The organism is Ralstonia sp. AU12-08, assembly GCF_000442475.1.
Classification (GTDB): domain Bacteria; phylum Pseudomonadota; class Gammaproteobacteria; order Burkholderiales; family Burkholderiaceae; genus Ralstonia; species Ralstonia insidiosa.
Genome location: NZ_ASZV01000025.1, coordinates 15003 through 31440 on the forward strand (window position 1 = coordinate 15003; position 16438 = coordinate 31440).

Annotated in this window: 19 protein-coding genes; 12 read left to right on the plus strand and 7 right to left on the minus strand. The window is 63.3% G+C overall.

All coding sequences use genetic code 11. The annotated features are described in order from the left end of the window. Window positions 1-11 precede the first annotated feature (11 nt). Window positions 12-578 (minus strand): peptide-methionine (S)-S-oxide reductase MsrA, encoded by a 567-nt coding sequence (msrA, locus tag C404_RS44105; protein WP_021195204.1) that lies wholly within the window; start codon window positions 576-578, stop codon window positions 12-14. Window positions 579-646: 68 nt separating this feature from the next. Then, a complete protein-coding gene (gene bla, locus C404_RS44110) occupies window positions 647-1567 on the minus strand; it encodes a class A beta-lactamase (RefSeq protein ID WP_198158929.1) in 921 nt (306 codons plus the stop codon). A 328-nt stretch (window positions 1568-1895) separates the two neighbouring features. Between bla and C404_RS44115 the strand changes: the two genes are divergently transcribed. Then, complete coding sequence (locus C404_RS44115; protein ID WP_021195206.1) at window positions 1896-2474, plus strand: flavin reductase family protein; 579 nt, start codon at window positions 1896-1898, stop codon at window positions 2472-2474. On the opposite strand, the gene C404_RS44120 is transcribed toward C404_RS44115, so the two are convergent. Further along, window positions 2471-3001 (minus strand): Lrp/AsnC family transcriptional regulator, encoded by a 531-nt coding sequence (locus tag C404_RS44120; protein WP_021195207.1) that lies wholly within the window; start codon window positions 2999-3001, stop codon window positions 2471-2473. The two genes, C404_RS44115 and C404_RS44120, sit on opposite strands and share 4 nt — an antisense overlap. A 148-nt stretch (window positions 3002-3149) precedes the next feature. On the opposite strand from C404_RS44120, the gene kynB reads away from it, so the two are divergent. The 3 genes from kynB to kynA are packed head-to-tail and all read left to right on the plus strand — an operon-like array spanning window position 3150 to window position 5961. Then, the gene (gene kynB / locus C404_RS44125; RefSeq protein ID WP_021195208.1) at window positions 3150-3779 is read left to right on the plus strand and encodes an arylformamidase; all 630 of its coding nucleotides are present in this window, start codon (window positions 3150-3152) and stop codon (window positions 3777-3779) included. Window positions 3780-3812: 33 nt separating this feature from the next. Then, on the plus strand, window positions 3813-5066 hold the full coding sequence (gene kynU / locus C404_RS44130; protein WP_021195209.1) for a kynureninase: 1254 nt from the start codon (window positions 3813-3815) through the stop codon (window positions 5064-5066). A gap of 1 nt (window position 5067) precedes the next feature. Further along, the gene (gene kynA, locus C404_RS44135) at window positions 5068-5961 is read left to right on the plus strand and encodes a tryptophan 2,3-dioxygenase (RefSeq protein WP_021195210.1); all 894 of its coding nucleotides are present in this window, start codon (window positions 5068-5070) and stop codon (window positions 5959-5961) included. Window positions 5962-6243: 282 nt separating this feature from the next. On the opposite strand, the gene C404_RS44140 is transcribed toward kynA, so the two are convergent. After that, a complete protein-coding gene (locus C404_RS44140; protein ID WP_021195211.1) occupies window positions 6244-7074 on the minus strand; it encodes an IclR family transcriptional regulator in 831 nt (276 codons plus the stop codon). A gap of 103 nt (window positions 7075-7177) precedes the next feature. On the opposite strand from C404_RS44140, the gene C404_RS44145 reads away from it, so the two are divergent. Continuing rightward, window positions 7178-8371 (plus strand): acyl-CoA dehydrogenase, encoded by a 1194-nt coding sequence (locus tag C404_RS44145; protein WP_021195212.1) that lies wholly within the window; start codon window positions 7178-7180, stop codon window positions 8369-8371. A 443-nt stretch (window positions 8372-8814) separates the two neighbouring features. Then, on the plus strand, window positions 8815-10206 hold the full coding sequence (locus tag C404_RS44150) for an NCS2 family permease (protein WP_021195213.1): 1392 nt from the start codon (window positions 8815-8817) through the stop codon (window positions 10204-10206). A gap of 254 nt (window positions 10207-10460) precedes the next feature. On the opposite strand, the gene C404_RS44155 is transcribed toward C404_RS44150, so the two are convergent. Next, window positions 10461-11099 carry a peroxiredoxin gene (locus C404_RS44155; protein ID WP_031329446.1) on the minus strand — a complete coding sequence of 213 codons (639 nt, stop codon included), beginning with the start codon at window positions 11097-11099 and terminating at the stop codon, window positions 10461-10463. Window positions 11100-11379: 280 nt separating this feature from the next. Here C404_RS44155 and C404_RS44160 point away from each other — a divergent pair, with 280 nt between their 5' ends. The 3 genes from C404_RS44160 (at window position 11380) to C404_RS44170 (ending at window position 12752) form a co-directional block, all read left to right on the plus strand. After that, complete coding sequence (locus C404_RS44160) at window positions 11380-11706, plus strand: DUF883 family protein (RefSeq protein WP_021195215.1); 327 nt, start codon at window positions 11380-11382, stop codon at window positions 11704-11706. A 141-nt stretch (window positions 11707-11847) separates the two neighbouring features. Then, a complete protein-coding gene (locus C404_RS44165; protein ID WP_021195216.1) occupies window positions 11848-12225 on the plus strand; it encodes a phage holin family protein in 378 nt (125 codons plus the stop codon). Beyond that, window positions 12222-12752: a DUF3318 domain-containing protein gene (locus tag C404_RS44170; RefSeq protein ID WP_021195217.1), complete on the plus strand. Its 531-nt coding sequence runs from the start codon at window positions 12222-12224 to the stop codon at window positions 12750-12752. The genes C404_RS44165 and C404_RS44170 overlap by 4 nt, the downstream gene beginning before the upstream one ends. A 58-nt stretch (window positions 12753-12810) precedes the next feature. On the opposite strand, the gene C404_RS44175 is transcribed toward C404_RS44170, so the two are convergent. Next, on the minus strand, window positions 12811-13185 hold the full coding sequence (locus tag C404_RS44175) for a hypothetical protein (protein WP_021195218.1): 375 nt from the start codon (window positions 13183-13185) through the stop codon (window positions 12811-12813). Window positions 13186-13495: 310 nt separating this feature from the next. Here C404_RS44175 and C404_RS44180 point away from each other — a divergent pair, with 310 nt between their 5' ends. From C404_RS44180 to C404_RS44190, 3 genes are read left to right on the plus strand one after another with little or no spacing between them, the layout of a single operon-like run. After that, a complete protein-coding gene (locus tag C404_RS44180; protein WP_021195219.1) occupies window positions 13496-14170 on the plus strand; it encodes an ABC transporter ATP-binding protein in 675 nt (224 codons plus the stop codon). Next, entirely contained in the window at window positions 14167-14976 is an 810-nt protein-coding gene (locus C404_RS44185) for an ABC transporter permease (protein WP_021195220.1), read from the plus strand. The genes C404_RS44180 and C404_RS44185 overlap by 4 nt, the downstream gene beginning before the upstream one ends. 2 nt (window positions 14977-14978) lie before the next feature. Then, window positions 14979-15440 (plus strand): NUDIX domain-containing protein, encoded by a 462-nt coding sequence (locus C404_RS44190; protein ID WP_021195221.1) that lies wholly within the window; start codon window positions 14979-14981, stop codon window positions 15438-15440. On the opposite strand, the gene C404_RS44195 is transcribed toward C404_RS44190, so the two are convergent. Further along, on the minus strand, window positions 15437-16351 hold the full coding sequence (locus C404_RS44195) for a TauD/TfdA dioxygenase family protein (protein WP_021195222.1): 915 nt from the start codon (window positions 16349-16351) through the stop codon (window positions 15437-15439). The two genes, C404_RS44190 and C404_RS44195, sit on opposite strands and share 4 nt — an antisense overlap. Window positions 16352-16438: the final 87 nt, after the last annotated feature.

Here is a 16438-nt window from a genome sequence, read left to right on the forward strand (position 1 = left end):
CCGGCCGCTCCTTACCCTTGCAAGCGGTGCGCGAACTGCTTGCGGAACTTCGCCACCTTGGGCGAGATGACAAACGCGCAGTAGCCCTGCGCCGGGTGATCACGGAAGTAGTTCTGGTGCTCGTCTTCCGCGCGCCAGAAGGTCACCTTGCCGTCGGCGGCATCCACCAGTTCCGTCACGATGGGCGCTTCGAAGATGTCGCTGGCGCCAATCTCGTCAATGGCCTTGCGCGCCGTCGCCAACTGCTCGGGCGATTGCGCAAAGATGGCCGAGCGGTACTGCGGCCCCACATCGTTGCCCTGCCGATCCGGCGTGGTCGGGTCGTGGATGGCAAAGAAGATGTCGAGAATCTCGCGATACGGAATCACGGCAGGATCGAACTGCACGGCCACCACTTCGGCATGGCCCGTGTTGCCGTTGCACACGGCACGGTAACTGGGATGATCGACGTGGCCGCCGGCATAGCCTGACACGACGCTGCGTACACCCTGCACCTGCTGGAACACGGCTTCTAGGCACCAGAAGCAGCCGCCGCCCAACACGGCGGTTTCAAGTTGACGGTCTTGTTGGTTTTCCAAGGTTTTTCTCCTGAGTCTGCTTCCAATTTTTGGGCAGAAAGACCCGCCACAAGGGTTGGCCTTTCGACTTACTGCATGCTCTTGAACAGGATGGCCCCCATCCTGGCGATGGCCGCATTGCTCTCACCAAGGGTCGCCTTCGTCTGGGTGATGTAGATCGAAACCAGCAGCGGCTTCTTGCCGCGCGGGTAGACGACGGCCACGATTGAGCGGGACCCATAGCCACCTGCCCCGGTCTTGTCGGCAATGTCCCAACCGGCCGGCAACGATTTCCTCAGCAGATCCGCAGCGACCTTGTCATTGACCATCCAAGTCTTCAGCTCAGATTTTGAGCTTCTGGATAGATGGTCGCTAAAGAAAATCTGATCCAGGCTGCGAACGGCCGCCACCGGCGTTGTGGTGTCCCGCGGGTCTCCTGGCGTGCCCTCATTCAGCTCGGGCTCCTTCCGATCCAGGCGTGTTTTCTGGTCGCCAATCGATCGCATGAACCCGTTGAAACCTTCCACGCCGCCGATCGTCTCCAGCACCTTGTTTGCTGCGGTGTTGTCGCTGTAGCTCACAGCGGCTTCGCACAGTTGTGCGTTGGAGGCCGTCTGTGGCGGCAGTAACGTTTCGGTAATCGGCGAGTAGGCCACCAAATCACGCTTGGAGAGGGTCGTTCGATCACTCAACGCGAGCTGTTTCTGATCGACCTTTTCAAGCAACGCTGCGCAGAGATAGGCCTTGTGCGTGCTGTTGATCGGAAAAGCCTCATCGCCGCGATAGCTCCAGGTCATGCCGGATTCTTTGTCGATGACGGCAACGCCAATTCTGGCATTGAGCGCCTCCTCTTCGCGCTGGGTTGCTTGCTGCAGCCACTTGCCGTTGAAGGCGTACGCATTGGCACCTGCCACCAGCATGCCCGCCATCAGGATGAAGACCTTATTTTTTCTTGAAATCATCAGTGCAATGTTCCGAAGGCGATTGAGATGCAGCGGTGAGTGCCGCACCTGTCATTCCTGAGTGAGATTGAAGCCCCGCACGCGGAAAAGCGGCAGCGCAATTGCATTTGCCAAGGCTGCCCGCAAATCGTTCCGCCCAAAAATATGACGTGTTGATATCGCGTCCGTTTTTCATCCGGCCGCCCACGGCAACGGAAGCGTTGGCGTACTGGCCCCGCCAAATCGCCCCTCTGCCATTGGTCGGCCGACGAGGCACATCCTGACATGTGCGCCTTGTGCCATGCAAAGCCCTACCCGCGGGCGGCCCTATCGGCCGTCCGTTACAATTGGGGCATTACTTTCGGTCGTTTGCATGGATCAACACGGAGCCATTCCCATGGACGCGCGCGACAGCGAATCTTCTGCGCGCAAGCCGTCGGCACATCAACGTCAACAGCGCAGCGCCGCCCCGCCTGATTTTGATGCTGCGCATTTCCGGCGCGCGCTATCCCAGTTTGCCACCGGCGTGACCGTGGTCACCACGCGCGCGGAAGGTGGTCATGGCAAGCCGGCGTTCGTCGGCGTGACGGCCAGTTCGTTCAACTCGGTGTCGCTGGACCCGCCCCTGGTGCTCTGGAGCCTCGGCACGCAGGCGAACTCATTCCCGCTGTTTCACGCCGGCTCGCACTACGTCATCAATATCCTGTCGGCCGACCAGCTGGAATTGTGCAAGCGCTTCGCCACGCTCAAGGGCGACCGCTTTGCCAACGTCGATTACACCCTCAGCCCGACCGGCCTGCCGATCCTCGCGCAATCCCTGGCGTGGTTCGAATGCCATAACCGCAGCCGCTACGACGAAGGCGACCACGTCATCTTCGTTGGCGAGGTCGAGCGCTGTGGCGTGGTCGATCCAGATGGCGCCCCGCTGGTATTCCATCGCGGCGCGTTTTCGTCGCTCACGGCGATCGGCGGCTAGCCACCCTTCGGGCGCTTGCCGGCGCCCACCCCACTCTCCAGCGGCCGCACACCGCGTGACTCCATCAGCAGCGCCAGCCCGCCTTCCCGGTCTTTGATCGTACGCAGGACGATGTTCGAGCGGATGTCCATCACGCCCGGCGTCTTGTACAGCCGCTCGATGATGAACTCCGAATAGTGCTGCAGCGTGGGCGCCTGCACGCGCAGGATGTAGTTGCAATCCCCGGTGATGATGTAGGCAGCCACGATCTCGGGCCAGCTCTGCACGGCGGCCATGAAGGTCTCGTGCCAGCCGGTCACGTCCTGCCGCATCGATACCTGCACGATGGCCTCCAGCTCCAGCCCCAGCGCCGCCCGGCCGAGTTGCGCCCGGTAACCGGTGATGGCGCCGCCCTCTTCCAGCATCCGCACGCGCCGCAGGCACGCCGACGGCGACAGCGCCACGCGCTCGGCCAAGTCCTGGTTGCTAATGCGGCCATCCTCCTGCAACACCTGGAGAATGCGCAGATCTGTGGTGTCGAGTTGCATCTGTCGTGGTTCTTTGCGTGATTTCGTTGGTCTATTGAATTTTATGCGAATTCCGTAGAACGGCACGCACGAATATGCAAACCCATTGCGCGCGGATTTCCCTATCATTTCGGCACGGATTCACCGAGTTTTCTGCCCTGGAGCCGCCTTGGAACGCACTTTGTGGGACATCAGCCCCGCCCTCTCGACCGCCACGCCCACCTGGCCCGGCGACACGCCGTTTTCGCAGGAAATTGCGTGGAAGCTCGAAGGTGACTGCCCAGTCAACGTCGGGCGCATCACACTATCGCCGCACACGGGCGCGCATGCTGATGCGCCGCTGCACTATCACGCGGACGGCGCTGCCATCGGGCAGGTGCCGCTGGACGCTTATCTCGGCCCATGCCGCGTCATTCACTGTGTAGGCGTGGCGCGCGTTGAGCCGGAACACGTGCGTGATGCGTTGACTGGCACGCCACCGCGCGTGCTGCTGCGCACGTATGCGCACATGCCGCAGACCACGTGGGACGACAACTTTGCCGCCGTCGCGCCCGAAACCATCGAGTTGCTGGCCAAGCACGGCGTCAAGCTGATCGGCGTCGACACCGCCTCGCTCGACCCGCAGACCTCCAAGACCATGGACGCGCACCACGCCGTCGGCAAACACGGCCTGGCCATTCTCGAAGGGCTGGTGCTCGACGAAGTGCCCGCCGGTGACTACGAACTGATCGCCCTACCGCTCAAGTTCGCCACGCTTGATGCGAGCCCGGTGCGCGCCGTGCTGCGCCGCCTCCCCTAATCCTCAAAACGAATTCAACGCCCCACGCTCACCATGACTTTGACCCGCAACTCCTGCCTCGAACGCGACGCGGCCGACCCGATCTCCCCACTGCGCGATGCCTTTGCGCTGCCCGACGGCGTGATCTACCTGGACGGTAATTCGCTGGGCGCCCGCCCGAAAGCCGCGCTGGCCCGCGCGCAGGAAGTCGTCGCCAGTGAATGGGGCGACGGTCTGATCCGCAGCTGGAATTCGGCTGGCTGGTTCGAACTGCCGCGCCGCCTGGGCAACAAGCTCGCCCCGCTGATCGGCGCACGTGAAGACGAAGTGGTCGTCACCGACACCACGTCGATCAACCTGTTCAAGGTGCTGGCCGCCGCAATCCGCGTGCAGCGGGAAGACGCGCCGAATCGCAAGATCATTGTCTCGGAAACGCACAACTTCCCGACCGACCTGTACATCGCAGAAGGCCTGGCCGATCTGCTGCGCGACGGCTACAAGCTGCGCCTGATCAATTCGCCGGACGAGCTGGAAGGCGCGCTGGGCGACGATGTAGCCATCACCATGCTCACGCACGTCAACTACAAGAGCGGGCACATGTACGACATGGCGGCCGTCTCTGCGCTGGCGCACAAGCATGGCGCGCTGGCGATCTGGGATCTGGCGCACTCGGCCGGCGCGGTGCCGGTGGACCTACACGCAGGCGGGGCGGATTACGCCATCGGCTGCACCTACAAATATCTGAACGGTGGCCCGGGTTCGCCGGCCTTTGTGTGGGTCGCACCGGCTCTGCGTGATCGCTTCTGGCAGCCACTGTCGGGCTGGTGGGGCCATGCGCGGCCGTTCGCGATGGAGTCGCGCTACGACGCGGATGCCGGCATCGGCCGCTTCCTGTGCGGCACGCAACCGATCACGTCGATGGCGATGGTCGAATGCGGGCTCGACATCTTCGCGCAGACCTCGATGGCCGCGCTGCGCACCAAATCGCTCGCGCTGACCGACCTCTTCATCACGCTGGTGGAAACGCGATGCGCGGGCTTCCCGCTCACGCTAGCTACGCCGCGTGACCACGCCATCCGTGGCAGCCACGTCAGCTACGAGCACCCGAACGGCTATGCCGTAGTGCAGGCGCTGATCGCACGCGGCGTGATCGGCGACTACCGCGAGCCACAGATCATGCGCTTCGGCTTTACGCCGCTGTACACGAGCTTTGCCGATGTGTGGGACGCCGTGGAAATCCTGCGCGACGTGCTGGAAACCGGCGCGTGGCAATCGGCCCAATTCAACGAACGTACGCTGGTGACCTGAGATGTCGAATCCGATTGAACCGATCAAGCCCGTGGCATCGGGCTGCCCCATGCACGCGGCACAGGGCAACGAAGGCGAAGGCTGGCACAACGCGCAGCTCGATTTCTCGAAGTCGATGAGTTATGGCGACTACCTCGCGCTCGACCAGATCCTGAACGCGCAGCACCCGCGTTCGCCGGATCACAACGAGATGCTGTTCATCGTGCAGCACCAGACCACCGAGCTGTGGATGAAGCTGATGCTGCATGAACTGCGTGCCGCGCGTGACTGCGTGCGCAACGACAACCTGCCGCCCGCGTTCAAGATGCTGGCGCGCGTGTCGCGCATCATGGATCAGCTTGTGCAGGCGTGGAACGTGCTCGCCACGATGACGCCGCCGGAGTACTCGGCCATGCGTCCGCACCTGGGGCAGTCGTCGGGCTTTCAGTCGTATCAGTATCGCGAGATCGAGTTCATTCTCGGCAACAAGAATGCGGCGATGCTCAAGCCGCATGCGCATCGGCCGGAGCATTACGAGCAGGTTAAGGCTGCGCTGGAGACGCCGTCGCTGTATGACGAGGCGGTGCGCTACATGGCACGCCATGGCTTTGCGTTTGATGCGGATTGCATTGAGCGTGATTGGTCACGGCCGGTCACGTACAACGCATCCGTCGAAGCTGCTTGGCTGGAGGTCTATCGTGACCCGACGCACCACTGGGAGCTGTACGAACTGGCCGAGAAATTCGTCGATCTGGAAGATGCGTTCCGGCAGTGGCGCTTCCGGCATGTGACTACGGTTGAGCGGGTGATTGGCTTCAAACGTGGTACCGGCGGTACCGAAGGCGTTGGCTATCTGCGCAAGATGCTGGATGTGGTGTTGTTTCCGGAGCTTTGGAAGCTGCGGACGGATCTTTGATTTTTGCTGTTGGTCGACCCCCTGTTTCATCCCCTGCCGGGGCTGACTCACTTTCTTTGTCTTGCCAAAGAAAGTAAGCAAAGAAAGGCGCGCCCGAGATGGCGACCCCCTCCTTGAATTTATGTCGCAAGGAGGGGAAGGGAAAAACTCGCTGCGCTCAGACAGTTTCCCTTCCTTTTCCTCCTTGCAACAGAAATTCAAGGCGCCATCAAGGGCTCAAACGGCCAAACCATCGAAGCGCGGGTGCTGTCGCTGAAGCGTTCTCTGGTAGAGAGCGCGAGGCTACATGGCGGGCTCGGCGACCTGGCCCAGCCGCGCTGCAAACTCTCGCAGCGCAGGCGCCAGCTCGTCGCGGATGCGCTCTGCATCAGCCGACGCGTACGGCGCGCTGCAGCTCACCACATACGGTTCGCGCTGGCTTGGCACGAAGAACGCCACCGCACACGCGTGGATGGCCGGATGCCAGTCGCGTAGCGATACGGCATAGCCGTCGCGCACGCCGGCCTTCACTGCATCGTCTGCTGCCGCACCTTCTGCCGCCCACTGCGCGGGCTGTTGCGTGCGCAGTGCCTCGTACAGGCGCTCACGCTTTGCTGGAGATAGCGACGCCAGATACGCCCGCCCCATCGAGCTCGACAGCAGCGACAGCCGCGAACCCACGCCCAACCCCGCCGAACCGCTCATCGACGGGCTGTCGTGGCGAATCGTTTCCAGATAAACCATGTCCAGACGGTCACGCTTGCCCAGCGAGATCGATACGCCAAAACGCTGCGCAAACGCGCTCATGTGCGGTCGCGCGAGCTGCACCACGTCGCTCGATGCCAGGTAGGCAAAACCGAGCGCCAGCACGCCTGCATCCAACCCGTATTTGCCGAGCGCATCGTCGTAGCGCAGATAGCCGAGAGAGACCAGCGTGCCCGCCAATCGGCTGACGGTCGCTTTGGGAAAACCGGTGCGGCGGACGAACTCCTGGTTGCCGAGCAGCGTGTCGCCGGGGCGGAATGCACGCAGCAGCTCCAGCCCACGGGCGAGCGCCGTGACGAAGTTCGGATCACCTTCGCGGTTGGTGTCGCTGGTATCGAATTCGGGATCGGGGAGACGTGTGATGCTCATGGCAAAAAAGGCCTGGAAATCGTCATCGGTTGCGCTATCATAGCTCTAAATTTCGAAACTGTGTTCCGCATGTCGGAACAACAATGACTCGGAGACTACTGCTGTGACTGCTCGCAATGCCTTCAACTGGGCCGATCCCCTGCTGCTCGACCAACAACTGACCGACGACGAGCGCATGGTGCGCGACGCTGCCGCGTCATACTGCCAGGACAAGCTGCTGCCGCGCGTGCTGGAGTCGTTCCGGCATGAGAAGACCGATGCGTCGATCTTCCGCGAGATGGGCGAATTGGGCCTGCTGGGCCCGACGATTCCCGAGCAGTACGGCGGCCCCGGTCTGAACTACGTCAGCTACGGCCTGATTGCGCGTGAGGTGGAGCGTGTGGACTCGGGCTACCGCTCGATGATGAGCGTGCAGTCGTCGCTGGTGATGGTGCCGATCTTCGAATTCGGCAGCGAGGCGCAGAAGCAGAAATACCTGCCCAAGCTGGCCACCGGTGAATGGATCGGCTGCTTCGGCCTGACCGAGCCCAACCACGGCTCCGACCCGGCGTCCATGATCACGCGCGCCAAGAAGGTCGACGGCGGCTACTCGCTGTCGGGCGCGAAGATGTGGATCACCAACTCGCCCATCGCCGATGTGTTTGTCGTGTGGGGCAAGCTGCCGAATGACAACGGCGAGGACGAAATCCGCGGCTTCATCCTGGAGAAGGGCTGGAAGGGCCTGAGCGCGCCCGCCATTCACGGCAAGGTCGGCCTGCGCACCTCCATCACCGGCGAGATCGTGCTGGACGAAGTGTTCGTGCCGGAAGAGAACCTGATGCCCGGCGTACGCGGCCTGAAGGGCCCGTTCACCTGCCTGAACTCGGCGCGCTATGGCATCGCGTGGGGCGCACTCGGTGCGGCGGAAGACTGCTGGCACCGCGCGCGCCAGTATGTGCTGGACCGCAAGCAGTTCGGCCGCCCGCTCGCCGCCAACCAGCTCGTGCAGAAGAAGCTGGCCGACATGCAGACCGAAATCACGCTCGGCCTGCAAGGCTGCCTGCGTCTGGGCCGCATGAAGGACGAAGGCACGGCCGCAGTGGAAATCACCTCGATCATGAAGCGCAACTCGTGCGGCAAGTCGCTCGACATTGCCCGTGTGGCGCGCGACATGCTGGGCGGCAACGGCATCTCCGATGAATTCGGTGTGATCCGCCACGTGGTGAATCTGGAAGTGGTGAATACGTACGAAGGCACGCACGACATCCATGCGCTGATCCTGGGTCGCGCACAAACGGGTATTCAAGCGTTCTTCTGATCGGGTTTACCTCCGATTGCGCTTTGCGTTTTTTGGCGGGTTGGTGCACACTCGTGCACGACTCGCCACACCCGCCGCCGCATTCTCTCGCCCGTCCTGGGCACTGTCGTTCTCTCCCCCCGTGGTCTCCCCAGCGTTATACAAATTTGCAAATGATCGGGATACGTCTCGCCGCATGAATCGGCCGTGGGCCCCCGTCTATGCTTCGCTCCAAGTGCCAGCGGATCGAATCACTGGCACCGCCCTCACACCGATAAAACGTGCGCGCGATCCATCCGTAGATTGCAGCGCCACGCGACAAAACCAATCGCGAGACAACGGTCTGGAGAATGCCAGCGCGCGTACGCAGGCACCCGAGCCGAACCAAAACCAGAACAGGGCGCCTCACGTTGACGGTTCAGAGAAACCGGACAGCGCGGAGCTCTGCCAGGAGACAACCCACCATGGCTGAACAGTCCATTCCGTCGACGACGGAACTTGGCGCCGCTGGCATCGCGGATGCGCCTACCCAAGATCATGTTGATCGCTATTTCCAGATTTCTGCACGCGGCAGCACCCAGAAGCGCGAGGTCGTGGCTGGCATCACCACCTTCATGGCAATGGTCTACGCCGTGTTTGTCGTGCCCGGCATGCTGGGCAAGGCAGGCTTCGATAGCAGCGCCGTCTTCGTTGCAGTGTGTCTGACCACGGCCTTCGGCTCACTGCTGATGGGCCTGTGGGCCAAGCTGCCGATCGCTATCGGCTGCGCGATTTCGCTCACTGCCTTCATGGCCTTCGGCTTGGTGCTGGGCCAGAAGCTCACGCCGGAAGTGGCGCTGGGCGCGGTCTTCCTCATGGGGGTTGTCTTCACCGCCATTTCGGCCACGGGCGTGCGCTCGTGGATCCTGCGCAACCTGCCCTCGGGCGTGGCGCACGGCACCGGTATCGGTATCGGCCTGTTCCTGCTGCTGATCGCGTCCAACGACGTGGGTCTGGTGGTCAAGAACGCCGGTGCCGGCCTGCCCGTTGCGCTGGGTCATGTCACCGCCTTCCCGGTGATGATGTCGGTGCTGGGCCTGGCAGCCATCTTCGGTATGGAGCGTCGTCGTGTACCGGGCGGCATCCTGATCGTGATCATCGCCATCTCGGCGCTGGGCCTGATCTTTGACCCGGCCGTGAAGTTCACGGGTGTGTTTGCCCTGCCGTCGCTCAGCTCGCCGGGCCATGCCTCGCTGATCGGCGCGATGGATATTCGCGGTGCGCTCTCCGCAACTGTGCTGCCCGCCGTGCTGGCACTGGTGATGACCGCGGTGTTCGATGCCACCGGCACGATCCGCGCCGTGGCCGGCCAAGCTGGCCTGCTCAACGACAAGGGCCAGATCATCAACGGTGGTCGCGCCCTGACGGCCGATTCGATCAGCTCGATCTTCTCAGCGTTCTTCGGTGGGGCGCCGGCTGCGGCCTACATCGAGTCGACGGTGGGCGTGGCTGCCGGCGGCAAGACGGGCCTGACGGCTGTCGTGGTCGGCGTGCTGTTCCTGGCGGTGATGTTCTTCTCGCCGCTGGCTGGCCTGGTGCCGTCATATGCAACGGCCCCTGCGCTGATGTACGTCGGTCTGCTGATGCTGTCGAGCGTGAGCAAGCTGCACATGGACGACATGGTCGACGCGCTGGCTGGCCTAGTTTGCGCCGTGTTCATCGTGCTGACCTGCAACATCGTCACCGGCATCATGCTCGGCTTCGCAACGCTGGTGATCGGCCGCCTGGTGGCCGGCGAATGGCGCAAGCTGAACGTCGGTACCGTGGGCATCGCTGTGGCGCTGGTCGCGTTCTACGCCGGCGGCTGGGCGATCTGATCGCGCGCTGAGCCGTCTCCATAAAAGACAAACCGGCCAGACCCGCAAGGGCTGGCCGGTTTTGTTTTGCGCTTAGAACCTGTTCAGGATCCGTAGCGAGCGGCCCGAGGTTGGTCCGAGAAGCGCAGCCGTACGTGGGTACGGCGAGCATCGCAGGGCCAAGATCGGGCCGCGCAGTAGGATCATGGACAGGTTCAAACGCAAAAAACGCCCGGCACGAAGGCCGGGCGGCAATCACACTACCAAGGAGCCGGTTACTTATTGGGCTGCGGCGTCAGGCGCAGATACGGACGCAACGCCTTGTAGCCCTTCGGGAATTTCTGCTTGATGACCTCTTCATCCTTGAGCGACGGCACGATGACAACGTCATCGCCGTCTTGCCAGTTACCCGGCGTGGCCACGCTGTGATACTCGGTCAGCTGCAGCGAATCGATGACGCGCAGCACCTCGTTGAAGTTGCGCCCCGTCGACGCCGGATACGTAATCGTCAGGCGAACCTTCTTGTTCGGATCGATCACGAACAGCGAACGCACGGTAAAGGTCTCGCTCGCATTCGGGTGAATCATGTCGTACAGCTGCGAAACCTTGCGATCCGGATCAGCAATGATCGGGAAGTTGACCGTGGTGTTCTGCGTCTCGTTGATGTCGTTGATCCAGCCCTTGTGCGACTCGACCGAATCCACCGACAAGGCGATCGCCTTGACATTGCGCTTGGCAAATTCTTCCTTGAGCTTGGCGGTCAGGCCCAGTTCCGTGGTGCACACCGGCGTGTAGTCGGCCGGGTGCGAAAACAGCACGCCCCAGCTGTTACCCAGCCATTCATGAAACTTGATGCGGCCTTCGCTCGAATCCTGCTCGAAATCGGGGGCGATATCGCCCAAACGTAAAGACATCGTGTCCTCCATGCACTGGTTGGGAACCACTATAGCCAGATTGCCATCCAACCAAAACGACTATAAATTCACAACAACATCACTTTTTGTCATTTGGCGCGGCAATTGCTGGCAGAACGGTGGAAGGCACGCGCACATTGCCGGACAATGACCGGGGCCTTGATCCATCGCAGCGTGCGCGACATGAGCGCTTGAAGTTTCGCAACGCCCACACATATGCTAGCGAATAAGCGCGTCGACAGATTGACGATTGAACCACCCCAATACCAAGGACCCGACCATGACGAACACCTCCCCCAACCTGGCCGAATCCGTCAATAAGGAGAAACTGATGACCGACGTGAAGACCGTTCTGTCCGACGCCGAAACCCTGCTCAAACAAGCTGCCTCCTCCAGCGGCGAAAAAGCCGCCGAGCTGCGTGAGCGCGGCATGGGCATGCTGCGCCAAGCCAAGGAAAAGGCGCAGGACCTGCAAGATGCTGTCGTCCACAAGAGCAAGGCGGCTGCACGCGCCACCGATGACTACGTTCACGATCATCCGTGGCAAGCCGTGGGCGTAGCAGCGGGCGTGGGCTTGCTGATCGGTCTGCTGCTCAACCGCAAGTAATCCGAAGTCCTCTTTCTGGCCGATGGCGCGCTCTTGAGTGGATCGCGCCATCGGCCAGTTGCATTCTGGCGGTCCCGCCATGGGCGTGGCGCGTGCTGTATTGGCAGTCACGTGCCTTGCCTCGTACCCTTCGGAACCTTCATGACCGACGACACCAGCCCGAAGCTGTTCGCCTCCCTGAAGAAACTGGCCGGCACGGTCGTCTCGATGCTGCAAACGCGGCTCGAACTGGCGAGCGTCGAACTGGCCGAAGAAAAAGACCGGCTGCTCGGTGCAGCCTTCCTCGGCATGCTGGCAGTGAGCCTGATTGCACTGTCCATCATGACGCTCACGGCGCTCATCGCCATCCTGTTCTGGGACACCTACCGCTGGCAGGCATTGGCCGTCATGGCCGTGCTCTACGCGCTGGGCGCGGCAGGCTGTCTGTGGAAGGTGCGCACGTCGCTGCGCAACGCGCCGCCGCTGTTCGAAGCCACGCTGGCCGAACTCGATAAAGACCGGGAGATCTTGCGCCGATGACCGATCCGACCCAACCGACGCCATCTCCAGTGCCCGAACACGATCCCGCGAGCAGCGCGCGACATCATGTGCGGCCATCCCGCCGTGGCGCCGAGGGCCGCCTGCCGCTGGCGGTACGCAAGGAACTACTGCTCACGCGCGCCGCGCTGGAGCGCTATGACTACGCGCAAGCTCGCAACGACGTGAGTCGTGCCACCAGCCGCACCTTCAGCCTGGGTGGCTTTGGCGCGCTGCTGCCGAGCCTGATCCGCCCATTGGCCCGCCCGAACAGCCTGATGCGCGCGCTGGGCATTGCACGTGAGTACCCGCTGGTCGGTACGGCACTCTCGCTGGCCTATGCCGGCCTGCGCCGTACCGTGGTCGGCCGCATGACACGCCGGCTCGGCAAAGTGGGGCTGGTGGCCGGGGCGGCATGGTGGGGCTACCGCAAGTGGCAGGAAGCGCAAGGCGAACAACCCGGCGATGCCTCTGCCGCTGCCACACCCGACGACGAAGCAAACGAGATCATCCCGGGCAGCACCTCCTGAAGACGCCCAACGAAAAGGCCGGATCACTCCGGCCGTTTTTATTTGCGACAGACCCGTGTCAGTGCAACGGGATCGGATGCCGTATGCGCTCCAGGCGACGGGCCATGCTTTGGCGCAAACCGGCCAGACCATGCGGATGCGCTACCGGCTCCGATACGGAACCCGCTTCTGTCGCCGCTGGCGCCGTCACCTCAGCGTCATGCGCAACGTGCCGCCGGCCATGCCACATCAGCGCGCCGCTGGCCGTCCAGCCGATCACGAACAGCGTATCGCCCACATGCGCGAGCGAGTCGGGCGAGGTGCCCGCATGAAAAATTTCGCCGAGCATGTCGGCAGGCAGTTGGGCACAGATCCACAGGAAAATCGCCGGGGCCGATGCAAAGACCCCAGGCTGCCACCACGGATGCGCCACCTGAATCTTGTCGGTCTCCATGGCGCCCTCCCATCGCTTCTTGTGATGATTCGATCCTATGCCCGGCGTGCGTAAATGGCGACCCTCCCGTCACTGAATGCCATGTCGGATTCGTCCGACATCCACCATGCGCCAGCGCCTGCAGCACCGTCCGTTCGGGTTAGGGGCCGCCCCGCATGGCACGCGAATCGCGCAGTGGCGCGGCAAGCGCAGATCGTGCGAGCCAGCGCTCCAGGGATTTCGATGGAGGATCGCCCCACCCGCTCATATGCATAATGCATAAAAGCACTGCATTGATGCCGTACCGTACGCAACACGCTCTGCCCACGCCATGCTGACCGCCACCGACCTCCACCGCCGCGACGCGCGCACCGGTGCCACGCTGTTGCACCCGACTTCGCTAGCCGTGCGGCCGGGCGAACGCATTGCGCTCACGGGTCCGTCGGGGGCCGGCAAGAGTGTGTTGCTGCGTGCGTTGGCCCTGCTGGACCCGGTCGATGATGGTCATGTGACATGGCGCGGTGAGACGATTGCCGCGCGGGCCGTCCCGGCCTATCGCTGTCAGGTCGCCTACGTGCGCCAGCGCCCCGCGCTGCTGCCTGGCACGGTGGAAGACAACCTCCGCCTGCCTTACCAATTGCACGCGCGTCTGGGCCGTACATCGTTTGACCGCGACGCCACCATCAGCATGCTGACTCGCGCCGAGCGCGACGCCAGCTTTCTCGACAAGACCGCCACCGACCTTTCCGGCGGCGAGGCGCAGATTGCCGCGCTCGTCCGCACCCTGCAAACCGACCCCGCCGTGCTGCTGCTCGACGAGCCGACCGCGGCCCTGGACCCCGCCTCCGCGCACGCCATTGAAACACTGCTGCAGCATTGGTTTGCCCAGGCACCCGACCGGCGCGCCTGGGTGTGGATCACGCACGATCCGGAACAGGCCGCGCGCATCGGCCAACAGCACTGGCGCATGGAAGCCGGCCGACTGCGTACCGGGGTGACACGATGAATGGCCAAGAACTGACGCTCTCCGCCTGGCAGGTCGGCGTCGCAGCGGCGCTCATCCTCGTGAACGGCGCGCTGTCGATCGGGTTGGGTCTCGGGCTGGAGCGACGCCTCGCGTGGGCTGCCGTGCGCACCGTCGTGCAATTGCTGGCGATCGGCTTCGTGCTCGAATGGGTGTTCGCCCATGCGTACTGGATGGTGGTGCTGGGCGTGGTTGCCGTCATGACGCTGATTGCGGGGCACGCCACTGGCAGCCGCGGCGCGCGCGCTTACGCAGGGCTGCGAATCGACGGGACGCTGTCCGTCTTCGGCAGCACGTGGCTGATCGGTGCGATCGGGTTGATCGTCGTGCTGCATGCCCGGCCGTGGTACGAACCGCAGTACGCGATTCCGATCATGGGGATGATTCTCGGCAACACGCTCACGGGCGTCGGCCTGGCGCTGGAACGCATGACCGGCGAGTTGATCGCGACACGTGACCAGGTGGAAACGGTGCTCGCACTGGGCGGCATGCGCTGGGAGGCGGCACGCAACGCCGCACGAACCGCCGTGCGCGCCGGCTTGACGCCGATCATCAACCAGATGTCTGTCGTGGGTGTGGTGAGCCTGCCCGGCATGATGACGGGCCAGGTACTGGCTGGGCAGTCGCCGCTGGAGGCCGTGCGCTACCAGATCGTCATCATGTTTTTGCTGGCGGCGTCCTCCGGGCTCGGCACGGTGGCGGCGGTGCTGCTTGCCTACCGGCGCCTGTTCAGCCGTGATCACCAGTTGCTGACCGCGCGCATCGTGCAGCGCGGTGGGGGCAAGTAGCCATGCCGATCGCCCTGTCCTGTGGTCTTGTGCTGCTCAACGAAGACGCCGAAGTCCTGCTCGCCCATGCCACGGAAACGCGCCACTGGGACATCCCCAAGGGGGCCCCTGAACCGGGCGAAAGCTACCGCGATACCGCATTACGGGAGACGCGTGAAGAAACCGGCCTCGACCTCGATGGGCACGCGCTGGTCGAACTCGGCCGCGTTCCGTTCCGGCGCGACAAGGAGCTGCATCTGTTCGCCACACGCCTGCGCCGCGCCGAGGTCGCGCTCGACGCACTGACCTGCACCTCGATGTTCAACAGCTATCACACAGGGCGCCTGATCCCCGAGATGGATGCGTACCGCTGGGCCAACGCAGACGCGGTCTCACAGCACGCCAGCCAGTCGCTCGCACGGCTCTTCGCACAGACGCTCACGCTCGCCACCATTGATGCGCGCCTGCGCGAAGCCGGGCTTTAAACGGGGACGTCGCCCTCAATGGTCGTGCGATGCAGCGTGCGGCGATAGGTGTCGGGGCAGCCTGGCGCGAAATGGATGGTCGACCGGTTGTCCCAGAACAGCATGTCGCCTGCGCGCCATTGGTGCGTGTAGACGTTGTCTGCGCGGACGCTGTGGGCGAAGAGCTGCTCCAGCACGCTGGCGCTTTCGTCTTCCGGAAGACCAAGGATGTGCGAGGTAAAGCCTTCGTTGACGAAGAGCGCGCGCTTGCCCGTCTCCGGGTGCGTGCGCACGACCGGATGATCGACCGGTGGCACGGCATCGATCTGCGCCTGCGACAGCGGCGGACGCCAGGTCGATAGCACCCGCAATCGCTCGTAGCGGTACACGTACGAATGCACCGCACGGCGGCCCTCGATCACGCGCTTGAGTTCTGTGGGCAGCGTCTCGAATGCGCGGACCATGCTGGCAAACAGCGTATCGCCGCCCTCCGCCGGCAGTTCACGCGTCAGCAGCAGCGAGCCCAGGCTCGGCAGCGGCTTGTACGAGAGATCCGAATGCCAGTCGCGCCCCGCATCTCCCAAGCCGATCGGCTTGCCGTTCTCCACCACGTTGGAAACCACCAGGATTTCCGGGTGCCCCGCCAGATGAAACTGATTGAGCACGTGCACCTGCAACGGGCCAAAGCGGCGGCTGAATTCGACTTGCGACTCCGGTGTGAGCTGTACGTCGCGAAAGACGAGCAAACCATCGTGCGCAAGCCACGCCTGGCGGATTGCGGCAATGTCGGCGTCGGACAGGTCAGCCGCGTCGGCAAGCCCCAGAATCTCGGCGCCGAGCGGCGCGTCAGGCAGACGACGAACGTGGAAACGGGCGGTGTGAACGGCAGGCGCCTCAGGGGCAGCCGGGGTGGCAAGGGCAACGTCAGACATGATGAAAGTAGACAGTTCACGGCAGCGAACGAATTCCACATTACACCGCCCGCGCGGGCCATGTGCCAACGAAGGAAAGCGCAGATC

What these genes read in the sequence shown, in the direction of transcription:
- C404_RS44115 (WP_021195206.1), top strand. Translation starts at nt 1,896, where the DNA reads ATGGACGCGCGCGACAGCGAATCTTCTGCGCGCAAGCCGTCGGCACAT.
- C404_RS44120 (WP_021195207.1), bottom strand. Translation starts at nt 3,001, where the DNA reads ATGCAACTCGACACCACAGATCTGCGCATTCTCCAGGTGTTGCAGGAG.
- kynU (WP_021195209.1), top strand. Translation starts at nt 3,813, where the DNA reads ATGACTTTGACCCGCAACTCCTGCCTCGAACGCGACGCGGCCGACCCG.
- kynA (WP_021195210.1), top strand. Translation starts at nt 5,068, where the DNA reads ATGTCGAATCCGATTGAACCGATCAAGCCCGTGGCATCGGGCTGCCCC.
- C404_RS44140 (WP_021195211.1), bottom strand. Translation starts at nt 7,074, where the DNA reads ATGAGCATCACACGTCTCCCCGATCCCGAATTCGATACCAGCGACACC.
- C404_RS44150 (WP_021195213.1), top strand. Translation starts at nt 8,815, where the DNA reads ATGGCTGAACAGTCCATTCCGTCGACGACGGAACTTGGCGCCGCTGGC.
- C404_RS44155 (WP_031329446.1), bottom strand. Translation starts at nt 11,099, where the DNA reads ATGTCTTTACGTTTGGGCGATATCGCCCCCGATTTCGAGCAGGATTCG.
- C404_RS44160 (WP_021195215.1), top strand. Translation starts at nt 11,380, where the DNA reads ATGACGAACACCTCCCCCAACCTGGCCGAATCCGTCAATAAGGAGAAA.
- C404_RS44165 (WP_021195216.1), top strand. Translation starts at nt 11,848, where the DNA reads ATGACCGACGACACCAGCCCGAAGCTGTTCGCCTCCCTGAAGAAACTG.
- C404_RS44170 (WP_021195217.1), top strand. Translation starts at nt 12,222, where the DNA reads ATGACCGATCCGACCCAACCGACGCCATCTCCAGTGCCCGAACACGAT.
- C404_RS44175 (WP_021195218.1), bottom strand. Translation starts at nt 13,185, where the DNA reads ATGGAGACCGACAAGATTCAGGTGGCGCATCCGTGGTGGCAGCCTGGG.
- C404_RS44180 (WP_021195219.1), top strand. Translation starts at nt 13,496, where the DNA reads ATGCTGACCGCCACCGACCTCCACCGCCGCGACGCGCGCACCGGTGCC.
- C404_RS44185 (WP_021195220.1), top strand. Translation starts at nt 14,167, where the DNA reads ATGAATGGCCAAGAACTGACGCTCTCCGCCTGGCAGGTCGGCGTCGCA.
- C404_RS44190 (WP_021195221.1), top strand. Translation starts at nt 14,979, where the DNA reads ATGCCGATCGCCCTGTCCTGTGGTCTTGTGCTGCTCAACGAAGACGCC.
- C404_RS44195 (WP_021195222.1), bottom strand. Translation starts at nt 16,351, where the DNA reads ATGTCTGACGTTGCCCTTGCCACCCCGGCTGCCCCTGAGGCGCCTGCC.